This window comes from Phaeobacter sp. A36a-5a (assembly GCF_037911135.1).
GTDB classification, from domain to species: domain Bacteria; phylum Pseudomonadota; class Alphaproteobacteria; order Rhodobacterales; family Rhodobacteraceae; genus Phaeobacter; species Phaeobacter bryozoorum.
Genome location: NZ_JBBLYU010000007.1, coordinates 1 through 11,055 on the forward strand (window position 1 = coordinate 1; position 11,055 = coordinate 11,055).

11 protein-coding genes are annotated in these 11,055 nt (G+C 64.7%); 8 read left to right on the forward strand and 3 right to left on the reverse strand.

Going from position 1 to position 11,055, the window contains the following annotated elements; genetic code table 11:
• Window positions 1–592, reverse strand: a 592-nt coding sequence (locus WLQ66_RS18485; RefSeq protein WP_506546821.1) for a zinc metalloprotease, incomplete at its 3' end; no start/stop codon positions are given.
• Between the two features lie 204 nt (window positions 593–796).
• On the opposite strand from WLQ66_RS18485, the gene rfbC reads away from it, so the two are divergent.
• From rfbC to rfbA, 5 genes are all read left to right on the forward strand, one after another.
• Window positions 797–1,351 (forward strand): dTDP-4-dehydrorhamnose 3,5-epimerase, encoded by a 555-nt coding sequence (gene rfbC / locus WLQ66_RS18490; protein ID WP_340547813.1) that lies wholly within the window; start codon window positions 797–799, stop codon window positions 1,349–1,351.
• A gap of 3 nt (window positions 1,352–1,354) precedes the next feature.
• Window positions 1,355–2,407, forward strand: a complete 1,053-nt coding sequence (gene rfbB / locus WLQ66_RS18495; RefSeq protein WP_340547814.1) for a dTDP-glucose 4,6-dehydratase — start codon at window positions 1,355–1,357, stop codon at window positions 2,405–2,407.
• A gap of 124 nt (window positions 2,408–2,531) precedes the next feature.
• Entirely contained in the window at window positions 2,532–3,005 is a 474-nt protein-coding gene (locus tag WLQ66_RS18500) for a metal-dependent hydrolase (protein WP_340547815.1), read from the forward strand.
• The gene (gene rfbD / locus WLQ66_RS18505; RefSeq protein ID WP_340547816.1) at window positions 3,002–3,850 is read left to right on the forward strand and encodes a dTDP-4-dehydrorhamnose reductase; all 849 of its coding nucleotides are present in this window, start codon (window positions 3,002–3,004) and stop codon (window positions 3,848–3,850) included. Before WLQ66_RS18500 ends, rfbD begins: the two co-directional genes overlap by 4 nt.
• Complete coding sequence (gene rfbA / locus WLQ66_RS18510) at window positions 3,847–4,719, forward strand: glucose-1-phosphate thymidylyltransferase RfbA (protein WP_340547817.1); 873 nt, start codon at window positions 3,847–3,849, stop codon at window positions 4,717–4,719. Before rfbD ends, rfbA begins: the two co-directional genes overlap by 4 nt.
• Window positions 4,720–4,742: 23 nt before the next feature.
• On the opposite strand, the gene WLQ66_RS18515 is transcribed toward rfbA, so the two are convergent.
• Both WLQ66_RS18515 and WLQ66_RS18520 read right to left on the reverse strand, forming a co-directional pair.
• Entirely contained in the window at window positions 4,743–5,183 is a 441-nt protein-coding gene (locus tag WLQ66_RS18515; protein WP_340547818.1) for an LbetaH domain-containing protein, read from the reverse strand.
• Between the two features lie 652 nt (window positions 5,184–5,835).
• Window positions 5,836–6,975 carry a polysaccharide biosynthesis/export family protein gene (locus WLQ66_RS18520; RefSeq protein ID WP_340547819.1) on the reverse strand — a complete coding sequence of 380 codons (1,140 nt, stop codon included), beginning with the start codon at window positions 6,973–6,975 and terminating at the stop codon, window positions 5,836–5,838.
• A gap of 98 nt (window positions 6,976–7,073) precedes the next feature.
• On the opposite strand from WLQ66_RS18520, the gene WLQ66_RS18525 reads away from it, so the two are divergent.
• The 3 genes from WLQ66_RS18525 to WLQ66_RS18535 all read left to right on the forward strand — a co-directional run bounded on the left by WLQ66_RS18525 (window position 7,074) and on the right by WLQ66_RS18535 (window position 11,047).
• Entirely contained in the window at window positions 7,074–8,054 is a 981-nt protein-coding gene (locus tag WLQ66_RS18525) for an NAD-dependent epimerase/dehydratase family protein (protein ID WP_340547820.1), read from the forward strand.
• The gene (locus WLQ66_RS18530) at window positions 8,051–8,662 is read left to right on the forward strand and encodes a sugar transferase (RefSeq protein ID WP_340547821.1); all 612 of its coding nucleotides are present in this window, start codon (window positions 8,051–8,053) and stop codon (window positions 8,660–8,662) included. The genes WLQ66_RS18525 and WLQ66_RS18530 overlap by 4 nt, the downstream gene beginning before the upstream one ends.
• A gap of 510 nt (window positions 8,663–9,172) precedes the next feature.
• The gene (locus WLQ66_RS18535; RefSeq protein ID WP_340547822.1) at window positions 9,173–11,047 is read left to right on the forward strand and encodes a polysaccharide biosynthesis protein; all 1,875 of its coding nucleotides are present in this window, start codon (window positions 9,173–9,175) and stop codon (window positions 11,045–11,047) included.
• Window positions 11,048–11,055 lie beyond the last annotated feature (8 nt).

Genomic DNA, 11,055 nt, shown 5'->3' on the forward strand with positions numbered 1-11,055 from the left:
CATAGCTCAGATCCGCCTCGCCCGGATGGGCGACATAGGACATCACCGTGAACTGGCCGCTGGTGTCGGGGTTGTCGGGCTGCTCATTGGGATGACGCAGCCCCAGCGCATGGCCCAGCTCATGCAGATAGGTGTTCCAGCTGGTATGCCCCAGTATGGGTCCGATGTTTGGCACATATTGATCGGGGTTGCTGTTGTTGATCCAGAGATCCCCGGCCAGCGACGGGGTACGGCCCAGATCAGCCGGTTCGGGAAAATCGGAAATGAAGCCGAACAGCCCGTCATCGGCGAAATGGGCACTGGCAAAGGTCAGATCCGCCATCCCGCCCTCGGCGGGCATCAGGTTGAGATTGGCCACTTCGTTCCAGGCTGCGACCGCCTGCAACATCATCTGCCGTTCGGCGGGGTCCATGTTCACCGTCGCCCCCTCGGGCAGGTATTCCCCGCCGACGTCATAATCTCCCCAGATCGGGTCATAGTCGTAATAATCCGGCACCGAGGTGATGAACTGATAGCGAATGACGCCGGAGCCATCATGCCAGCCGGTGGCGTCATCTATCAAAACTGCGCGGTAATCCTGATATATCGGCATATCATCCCTGCCTGCTATGATCCCGTTTCCGGGGAGCCTAGCAGGGCGCTGTGTCCAAACCTTTAATTGTTCATGAAATCCCATATGGGCCCGCTGTCAGGCAGCCGCAGAGTGGGTTGGGACCACAATATGTGCCTTTCCCTTGGCATCACCGGCGTCTGGGCGTTAGGACAGGACCACGGCAGCAGATCGGGGGGAGAGGACATGCAGATTGAGGACACGGACCTGCCGGGGGTGAAGATCCTGACACCGGCGCGGTTTGGCGATGCACGGGGGTTTTTCTCGGAATGCTGGAACCGGGCGCGGATGGCCGAGGCGGGGCTCAATTTCGATTTTGTGCAGGACAATCATTCGCTGTCGATGGAGCCGGGCACCCTGCGCGGGCTGCATTTCCAGGCGCCGCCCCATGCCCAGGCCAAGCTGGTGCGCTGCGGCCAGGGGGCGCTGTTTGATGTGGCGGTGGATATCCGCAAGGGCTCGCCCACCTATGGGCGCTGGACCGGGGTGGAGCTGTCGGCGGAAAACGGGCGCCAGCTGCTGATCCCGGCCGGGTTCCTGCATGGGTTCATCACCCGCCTGCCGCATACCGAGGTGCTGTATAAATGCAATAATTACTACGCGCCGGAGTGTGACGGCGGGGTGGCCTGGGACAGCTGCGGCATCACCTGGGGGTTTGACGGCAGCCCGGTCCTGTCCGACAAGGACGCCAGGGCGCCCCGGTTTGAAGATTTCGACAGCCCCTTCGTGTGGGAAGGATAAGAGATGAAGATTTTGGTGACAGGTGGGGCGGGTTTCATCGGCTCGGCCGTCGTCCGACTGGCGGTGGCGCGCGGCCATCAGGTGGTGAACCTCGATGCGCTGACTTATGCCGCCTGTCTGGACAATGTGGCGGCTGTGACGGACAGCCCGCTTTATGCCTTTGAGCAGGTCGATATCCGTGATCGCGCCGCATTAGACACTGTTTTTGCCCGACATCACCCGGATGTGGTGATGCATCTGGCCGCGGAATCCCATGTCGACCGCTCCATCGACGGCCCCGGGGATTTCATCGAGACCAATATCACCGGCACCTATCAGATGCTGGAAGCGGCGCGGAAATACTGGAGCGAGGCGGGCCGCCCGGAGGCCTTCCGGTTCCATCACATCTCCACCGATGAGGTCTATGGCAGCCTGCCTGCCGACCCTGATGTGCTGTTCACCGAAGAGACCGGCTATGATCCGCGCTCGCCCTATTCCGCGAGCAAAGCCGCCAGCGACCATCTGGTGCGCGCCTGGCACGAGACCTATGGGCTGCCGGTGGTGCTGACCAATTGTTCGAACAACTACGGTCCCTTTCATTTCCCCGAAAAGCTGATCCCGGTGGTGATCCTCAATGCGCTGGCAGGCAGGCCGCTGCCGATCTATGGCGATGGCTCCAATGTGCGCGACTGGCTTTATGTGGAAGATCACGCCGATGCGCTGCTCTTGGTGGTGTCCGAGGGGCGCGTGGGGCGCAGCTACAATATCGGCGGCGAGAATGAGCGGAGCAATCTGGAGCTGGTCGAGACGCTCTGTGCGATCCTCGACGAGAAACGGCCCCGGGATGACGGGGGATCTTACAAGGACCAGATCACATTTGTGACCGACCGGCCGGGCCATGATGCCCGCTATGCCATCGACCCTTCCCGTATCCGCGATGAACTGGGCTGGCGGCCCAGCGTCACCGTGGAGGAAGGGCTGGCGCGCACGGTGCAATGGTATCTCGACAATGAGGCCTGGTGGCGCGCGCTGCAAAGCCGCGACGGGGTTGGCCAGCGGTTGGGGACGGGAAAGTGACGGCAGATAGACCACAAAGGGCAGCGCCCGAGCCTGGGCGGGTGCGAAGCGCCCTCCCGTGGGGAGGGTCGGGCGCTGCCCGGCCTAACGGTCGGGCGGTATTTCTTCCGGATAGCGCTCCCTCATGCTGACCGCGCATCTGCCCTCCGGCTATGTTCTGGCACGGCTGGCGCCTGAGAAGCACCGGCTGCTGATGCCCGCCGCGCTCATTGGCGCGGTGCTGCCGGATTTTGACATGCTGTGGTTCCATTTCGTGGATCAGGGCAGCATTCATCATCACCGCTATTGGGTCCATGTGCCCGCTTTCTGGGGGGCTATTGCGGCTCTGATTATGCCGGTTTTGGCCTTGTTTGCCCGCCCCCTGCTGCTCCCGGCGTTGGTGTTCTTTGCCGCCCTCTTCCTGCATATGGTGTTGGACACCATCGGTGGCGGCATCCTGTGGGGCGCGCCGCTTAATGATCATCTCTATACGCTGGTGGAGATACCAGCCAGCCAGCCTCATTGGGTTTTGTCCTTTCTGCTGCATTGGACCTTTGTTCTGGAACTGGCTATCTGGGCTACAGCCTTGTATCTATGGCATAAAGGAAGCCGTATATGATCCTCGTTTTTGGCAAGACCGGCCAGGTGGCGCGGGAACTGGCGGCGCATGATGATATTCTCTGCCTCGGCCGCGATCAGGCGGATCTCACGGATCCTGCGGCCTGCGCCGAGATGATCCGCGCCCATGCCCCTGCCGCGGTGATCAATGCGGCGGCCTATACGGTTGTGGACCGGGCCGAGGCGGAAGAGGACCTGGCCACGGTGATCAATGGCAGCACCCCCGGCGTCATGGCCGAGACCTGCGCCATGCTGGGCATTCCCTTTGTCACCCTCTCCACCGATTATGTTTTCGACGGCAAGGGCAGCAGCCCCTGGCACCCGGATGAGCCGGTGGCGCCGGTCAATGCCTATGGGCGGTCCAAACAGGCCGGGGAGGCCGCCGTGCGCCTGGCCGGGGGGGCTTATGTGATCCTGCGCACCTCCTGGGTGGTCTCGGCCCATGGCAGCAATTTCGTCAAGACCATGCTGCGGCTCGGCCAGGACCGCGACCGGATGCGTGTGGTGGCCGACCAGATCGGCGCGCCGACCCCGGCCCGGGCCATTGCGGCGGCCTGCGTGGAGATCGCCCGCCAGCTGATGACGGCGCCGGAAAAATCCGGCACCTATCATTTTGCAGGCCAGCCCGAGACCAGCTGGGCCGGGGTCGCCACCGAGATTTTCGCCGAGGCGAAACTCCCCTGTGCGGTGGCGGAAATTCCCAGTACGGCCTATCCGACCCCGGCGCGGCGACCGTTGAACTCACGGCTGGATTGCAGCACGCTGGAGAAGGTCTTTGGCATCACACGCCCGGATTGGCGGGCCGGGCTGAGAGATATTCTGAAGGATCTGGGAGCGCAGGCATGACAGCACGTAAGGGTATCATTCTGGCCGGTGGCTCGGGCACGCGGCTTTATCCGATCACCATGGCGGTCAGCAAACAGCTCTTGCCGCTCTATGACAAGCCGATGATTTATTATCCCCTGTCGGTCTTGATGCTGGCGGGCATCCGCGAGATCTGCGTGATCACCACGCCGCAGGATCAGGATCAGTTCACCCGGCTTCTGGGCGATGGCAGCCAGTGGGGCGTTCATCTCACCTATGTGGAGCAACCCAGCCCGGACGGTCTGGCACAGGCCTTTGTGCTGGCCGAAGAGTTCCTGGCCGGCGCCCCCTCGGCGCTGGTGCTGGGGGACAATGTGTTCTTTGGCCATGGCCTGCCGAAACTGCTGGCGGCGGCGGATGCGCAGACCAGCGGCGGCACCGTCTTTGGCTATCACGTGGCCGATCCCGAACGCTATGGCGTGGTGGATTTCGACGCCGAGGGCCGCGCCCGCGAGATCATCGAAAAACCCGCCGTGCCGCCGTCGAACTATGCGGTGACGGGGCTGTATTTCCTGGACGGCAGCGCGCCGCAGCGGGCGCGGCAGGTCACCCCCAGCCCACGTGGTGAGCTGGAGATCACCGATCTGTTGCAGATGTATCTGGACGAAGGCGCCCTCCGGGTGGAGACCATGGGCCGCGGCTATGCCTGGCTGGACACCGGCACCCATGGCTCGCTGCTGGATGCCGGCAATTTCGTGCGCACCCTGCAGGAACGCCAGGGGTTGCAGACCGGCTGCCCCGAGGAAATCGCCTATGAGGCGGGCTGGATCAGCGCCGACCAGCTGCGCACCCGCGCCGAGATGTTCGCCAAAAACGCCTATGGTGCCTATCTGGAACGGCTGCTGGACTGATCAGAGCGCGAACCCGCTCCGCCTCAGGCGGGGCGCAGCAGCCGGATCAGCCGATCCGAGGCGCGGCGGATCTGCTTGGACACCGGCCCCAGCGGCCGCTCATCCGGCTGGACGGCAATCCGGTGCAGAGAGGCCCGCGCGACATCAACCGGAGCTGCCAGCGCCTGCAGGTCTGCGGCGGTGATCCAGCGTTCCTCGCGTTTGGCTAGGCTGTCCTTCTCCGGCTCGAAAGCTTTGCAGAACCGGCGCGGGTGCCCCATCTTGAAGGCCGCCAGCGTTTCCAGCGGATAATCCCACCAGGCGGAGGCCTCCAGTCGGGCGATCAGCGGGGCTGCAAACCGGTATTTCAACACCCGGGCCGGCACGCCGCCAACAACGGCATAGGCTGGCACATCCTTGGTGACGATGGCGCCTGCGGCCACCACCGCGCCATTGCCGATGGTGATCCCGCCGACCATCTGCACCCCGCGCCCATTCTACGGGCCAGTTTTTCGTAATGCGGCCCATAGCTGAACGGGTGGGAGGACACCCGCCGGATCGGGTGCCGGTCCCCCAGAACCCGCAGTCCGGCGGCAATCGAACAGAAGGCCCCGGCGGACCAGTTGCGCGAAGGCGAGTGGCTGTAACTCATGTAACCGATGCTGCTGAGGGGCAGCAGCCCGCCCGATTTCAACCCGTGTCGGGTGAGCGCCGAGAGTTTCAGATCCGGAGGCAGGCTCACCCGTTTGAGGGCGGTCAGGTCCCGTTCGTCACGCCAGGGTTTTGGCATCACATGGCAGTCGGCCAGCAGCCTGCGCATGCTGTCGGTCACACGAAGAGTGGTGGGTTTCATCGCAAATATAGGCTCTAAATAAGGGTTTTGCAGAATAACAATGCGAACCGGGGCCAGGTTTGGGGGCTTCGTGACCACAAAATAAGGCCAGACCACAGAATGGAAACCAAGCCAGAACCGGGAGGAACAGGACAGGGGCAGACTAGCCTCGAGACGCTGCAAGGGCCAGCGCAAAATCTCTGCCTTGGGTTGATTTCTGCGGGTACGGTCTGAGGTGCCGGGCCGCCAGATCGGGCGCGACAGCTCTTGTAGAAGAGAGGCGCCCCGATCTCAGCAGGCGCCGATCAGAGCACCCCGGCGCGGCTGAAGACGCCGAAGAAATTGCCGATGATATTGGAGATGGTCAGCGCGTCGTTCACTGGTGCCTCGGTGGCGATCAGCAGGTCGCCGGAATTGATCTGGAAGCGGCGGGCCGAGAACAACCCGTCGGCCGATGTGAGATCAAGGGTAAAGACCACCCGCGCCTGGCGCGGGCCGCGCTGACCGGGGGCAAGCGCACTGTCGGGGTATTCGCGCAGCACCAGCAGGCCCTGCGGATCGGCGCGGCTGTCCTGAAACCCGCCGGCAACCGACATCGCATCCATCGCCGACATCTGATCCTTGGTGAACGTGTGCAGATCCTCACGGCCGGTGGCGCCAAAGGACAGGAAATAGCGCGCATCCTCTTCCACAAACACCCGGTCACCGCCGCGCAGCAGCGTGTCGCGGCGCGGATCATTGAGCAGGGCCTCCACCGAGGTGCCATAGATGCTGCTGCCGCGCACCAGGCGGATCTGCGGGTTGTTGAGGCTGGCACTGATGCCACCGCCGGCCGCGATCAGCCCCATCACCGTGTAATTGCGATCGGGCATCGGGTAGGTGCCGGGGGTGGTGACGCCGCTGACCAGATCCACCGAATTGCTGCGGCCTTCGGTCATATCGAGCTGCAGCTGGGCCGAGGGAACAATGGTTTCCAGCTCGCGCTGCAGTTTTTCACGGGCCAGATCCGGGGTCAGCCCGTTGACGTTCACATTGCCCACATAGGGCATGAAGATGCTGCCATTGGCCGCCACCGTCACATCCTGCAGCTGCACCATTTTCTCATCCGGGGTGGTCAGCAGGGAATTGTCGCTGCTGTCCCAGATCCGCAGGGTCAGCAGGTCGCCGGGCTGGATGATCTGGGTCTTGGCGCCTCGGGTGGCGCCGATCCATTTCAGCGGGCGCTTGCCGCTCTGGCCGCCGCCGCTTTGCGGTCCGGTTTCGGGCCAATGCGCCACGGTGGGCAGAAAGGCGCGGGTCACCGGATAAAGGGCAAAATCGGCATCCGCATCATCGGCGGTTTTCAGGATCTCTTCGCTGGCGGGAGCGCCACCGGGCAGGCGGCCACAGGCGGCCGGCAACAGGGCAAGGCCAAGAGCGGCAAGCAGGAGGGTGAGGCGGCGCATGAGAGTCCTTGTCCGAAAACGGCTTGATTTTTGTTCTCCGCAAGATACTGGGCATGCAGACTGCGTCAACCGCAAGGGCAACGGTAACAGGGGGGCTGATGCGTTTTCCACCCATATTGATCCCCGCATTGGCTCCGGTATTGATCATGGGCGCCTCGGGGCGGATCGGCGGGCTCCTGCGCAGCCAGTGGAGCGGGCCGGAGCAGGGGCTGCGCTGGCAGCGCCGCCGCCCGCCTGTCGGGACCGGTCCCGACGGCCGGGGCTGGCATGTTTTCGAGCCGCTGGCAGAGCCCGAAGCGCTGCTGCAGGCGGCGGTGGGCTGTGCGGCGATCCTCTGCCTGGCGGGGCCGGTGCCCGGCGGCACGGCGGGCGGCGATCTGAGGGCGGGCCAGCTGGTGCAGCATCGCGACCTGGCGCTGGCTGCGCTGGAGGCCTCCGCGCGGGCGCGCGACGCAGGAGCAGGGGCAGGGGCGCCACGGGTGCTGCTGGCCTCTTCGGCGGCGGTCTATGGCGCGACCCCCGGCCCGCTGCGGGAAGACACCCCGCTGGCGCCGCTGGCCCCCTATGGCGTCGCCAAGGCCGAGATGGAACAGGCCGCCTGCGCCCGCGCCACAGAGCTGGGACTGGATGTCACCCTGCTCAGGATTGGCAATATTGCCGGCTTTGATGCCATTCTTGGTGGCTGGCGGGCCGGGTTCCGCCTGGATCAATTTGCCGATGGGCAGACGCCGCGGCGCAGCTATATCGGCCCGCGGACCCTGGCCGAGGTGCTGGCCGCCCTGATCGCCAGCCCGGCGCTGCCACAGGTGCTGAACATCGCCCAGCCCGGGCTGGTGGCAATGGGCGATCTGTTGCAGGCGGCGGGGCTGGAGTTTGCCCGCAGGCCCGCGCCGGGTGACGCCATTGCCGAGGTGCAGCTTGACGTCAGCCGGCTGATCGGGCTTTTGACGCCAGAGCCTGCACCCGCCGCAGATCTGCCAGCTTGCCTGCCTGTTGCCACAGCGACTGATCTGGTGGCCGAGGCGCGCGGACTGGGCCTGTTGTCCCCTTCCGTTTCCGATAAGGATCCCCGCATATGACCTGGCGCAAACGCCTCTTTGATCTCTTCTTTGCCAGCCTTCTGGTGGTGGTGCTGGGTCCGGTGCTGCTGGCGCTGATGGCCTGGCTGCTGCTGAAGGAAGGCCGCCCGCTGTTTTATGTGGCCGAGCGGATGAAGGGCGTCGATCAGCCCTTTGCCTTGTGGAAACTGCGCACCATGCAGGTGGTGGACCAGGATACCGGCGTCTCCGGCGGCGACAAATCGGCCCGCATCACCAAAACAGGCGCCTGGCTGCGCGCCCGGCGGCTGGATGAGTTTCCGCAGCTGTGGAACATCCTCAAGGGGGATCTCTCCTTTGTCGGGCCGCGCCCGCCGCTGCGCCAATATGTCGAGGCCAACCCCGACCTCTATGCCCGGGTGCTGAAATCGCGCCCCGGCGTCACCGGCCTGGCCTCAATCACCTATCACCGGCATGAGGCCGCCCTGCTGGCGCGCTGCACCACCGCCGAGGAAACCGATCAGGTCTATTCCCGCCTCTGCGTGCCGATGAAGGCGCGGCTGGACCTGATCTACCAGCGCCACCAGAGCATGTGCTACGATTTTGACCTGGTGTTTCAGACTATCGGCAACCTGTTCCGGCGCGGCTGAGAACAGGTCTGCGGGGATCCGATGATTCGCCCCCCGGAGCGGCCGTTTCCCGCCGGACGGGCCCATATCGCCCCCCCCGGAGCGGCAGGGGACCCGCCACCTCCGCCACTCCGGCGGCACCGGGGCCTTCAGAACCGGCATCAAGGCTCGGGGCAGGTCACCGGCGCGGCAAAACGGGCAAATCACCGGGCAAATCACCGGCAGGCGGCGCTTTTTTGCTGGTTGCGGTTTTGTATTAGCCCCTAAATGGGTCTAAAGTGATCTCCGGATGACCTTTGGATGTTTCAGGCTGGATTTCCTGGACAGGGCCCGAAGGTTGGACCAAAGAAACATAGGCCCGCAGCCAGAGAGACCCAGCGCATGAGGGTCCGGGGACCTGCTGCGGGGATTGATAAAAACACATTTGAAACGATGTGCATCGGGGTGACTTCGGCGCGACATCGGGACATATCGACGGGCCGCCCCGGACTGCAGGCGGCCACCGGGGACTGGAAGCGGGGACGGCCAGGGATGTTCAATCTGATCAGTGCGCTGTCACGCAAACAGAAATCATATATCTTTCTCACCATTGATCTCACCCTGATCCCGCTGGCGCTGTTCCTGACCTTTCTGGTGCTGCCGCTGCCGGGATCGGCGCTGGCCACCTTGGCGGCCATGCTGCCGGTGCTGCCCTATGTGCTGGCGCTGGCGGCGGCGGTGGCGCTGTGGCTGGGGCTGCCCAAGGTGCAGCTCAACGCCTATGAGCGCCATGCCGTCGGGCTGACCGCGCTGCTGGCCTCGATCACCGCCGCAGCCACGGCGGGGCTGACGCTGCTGTTTGGCCCGGATCTGCCGCCCGGCACCCATGTGGTTTTTGCCACCACCTATTTTCTCTGCCTTCTGGCCGCGCGGGCGCTGCTCTATCAGGTGGTGGTGGCGATCTACCGGCGCGCCCAGCCGCGCTGCCGGGTGCTGATCTACGGGGCCGGCACCACCGGCGCCCAGCTGGCCCAGGCGCTGAAGGCCCATGACGGCATTGATCCTGTCGCCTTTGTCGATGACAATACCTCGCTGCAGGGGGTGACGCTGGTGGGGCTGCCGGTGTTCCCGCCCGCCCGCATCGCCGAGCTGGCCGAGGCCCGCCAGGTCAAACGGGTGCTGCTGGCGATGCCCTCGCAGAGCCAGCCGAAACAGGCCCAGATCATCCAGCGCCTGCAGCGGATCGGGCTGGAGGTACAGGCGCTGCCCTCCTTTGCCCAGCTCATCGGCGAAGAGGCGCTGGTGGACAAGCTGACACCCGTCGCGCCGCAGAATTTCCTCGGTCGGGCCACCCGCGATGTGCCCCTGCAGGAGGCCAGCGGGTCCTATCAGAACCGGGTGGTGCTGGTCTCCGGCGCCGGCGGGTCCATCGGCTCCGAACTCTGCCGTCAGGTGCTGGCCTGCCGGCCGCGCAAACTGGTGCTCTACGAGCTGTCGGAACTGGCGCTTTACACCATCCATCAGGAGCTGGAGCAGCAGCTGGAAGGCACCGGTATCGACCTGGTGCCGGTGCTGGGCTCGGTCACCGATCCGCGCCAGGTGCGCATGGTGCTGGCCGATCACGGCGTGCAGGTGGTGCTGCATGCGGCGGCCTATAAACATGTGCCGCTGGTGGAGGCCAACCCGCTGCCCGGTCTGGCCAATAATGTCTTTGGCACGCAAACCCTGGCCCGCGCGGCGGCGCGCAGCGGGGTGGAACGCTTTATCCTGATTTCCTCGGACAAGGCGGTGCGCCCGACCAATGTGATGGGCGCCTCCAAGCGGATGGCGGAACTGGTGGTGCAGGATCTGGCCACCCGCAATCCCGGCACCATCTTCACCATGGTGCGCTTTGGCAATGTGCTCGGCTCCTCGGGGTCGGTGGTGCCGCTGTTTCAGGAGCAGATCAGCCGCGGCGGGCCGGTCACCGTCACCGATCCGCGCGTCAAACGCTATTTCATGACCATCCGCGAGGCGGTGCAGCTGGTGCTTCAGGCCGGCGCCGAGGCGCTTGGCGGCGAGGTCTTTGTGCTCGACATGGGCGAGCCGATCTCGATCCTGCAGCTGGCCCGTCAGGTCATCGAAAGTGCCGGCTATTCGGTGCGCGACGATGAGGATCCCGACGGCGATATCGCCATCGAGATCATCGGGCTGCGCCCCGGCGAAAAGATGCAGGAAGAGCTGACGCTGAGTTCGGACCTGATCACCACCCGCCATCAGAAGATCTTCTGCGCCCGCGAGGCGGTGCTGTCGGAAATCGAGGTCGCCGCGCTGATCCGCGGATTGCGCCAGGCAGTGGCAGCAGGAGACGAAGGCGCGGCCCGGGCGCTGATCAAACGCTGGGTCGAGGGCTACCGCACCCCCGAAGAGGCGCGCAAGACCTCCTGACGACCCGG